Consider the following 965-nt stretch of genomic DNA (forward strand, 5'->3'; position numbering starts at 1 on the left):
GTGTTCGAGCCATCGGGCAAAACGACCTGATAATACCCAGCAGCCGGCTTTACAATCTTGCTGACATCAATATTAAAATCCCAACCAATTCCGAAAGAGCCTTCCTCATTGCTGGTAGAATTGTAGGTACGAATAAAATCAGACTGCACTCCTGGAGATTCGATACTCAAATCCGTAAAGGATTTGGTATAGTTACCAGTTGCGATATGCACACCATCACCCATTTCCCAACCTTTACGGTAAAGGGTATAGTCCGGTTCATCATAAGGTCTCCACCACGGACGGAACCAGTAATTTTCAGCAGTAAAATCATATATGAAGTCAATACCGCCATCAAAATTGAATGTTCTTTCTGTATTCAGAGAACCATCTTCATTATTGATATATGTTTCGCAGTTGTCCCAAAGAACGGTCTGCTTGCCGCCTTCATAACCAAAATGAATGACTTGTGAACCGGAAGAATAGATCGATTTCGGCCCAGAAGCTTCATTGACTTCCCAGATTGGTCCAAAGAAACAGATATTACCTGCTGTCCATTTTCCTTCCATATCGGTCAATGTGATATAATTCCAGTTTCCATATACTTCGAGCCAATCTGCACTGTTTGTCATCCAGATGGTATCATAACAATTTGCCTGACCAAAATTAAAATCGCCGCCAATAACTACTGTACCGCCATTCAGACGCATATTTTGTCCGGCATTTCCACCCCAGCCATCTGGAGAAGCGGTACGAAATACTAAGTTATTGGAAACTTCCAAATAACCATTGCTAATATTCAGTGTTGCTCCTTGATTGCCAGACCAAAATTTCGGAATATCAGTTGTAAAGGACATACAGTCGCCTACATACAGAGAACAGCCATTCAGGTTCAAATCCGTATCATGCAAATTTAAGCTGCCCTGAAAAGCGCCGCTTTCCTGCATGATCAGTGTTCTTTTAAAGGCATGATCCCAATCCAAATC

General features: G+C 41.9%; 1 protein-coding gene. It reads right to left on the minus strand.

Annotation, left to right across the window (positions count from 1 at the left end):
• A partial coding sequence (locus DXB92_RS13900) for a DUF6531 domain-containing protein (RefSeq protein ID WP_187118460.1) occupies positions 1-965 on the minus strand: 965 nt, incomplete at both ends.

The organism is Ruminococcus sp. OM06-36AC, from assembly GCF_003438725.1.
Lineage (GTDB): Bacteria > Bacillota > Clostridia > Oscillospirales > Ruminococcaceae > Ruminococcus_C > Ruminococcus_C callidus.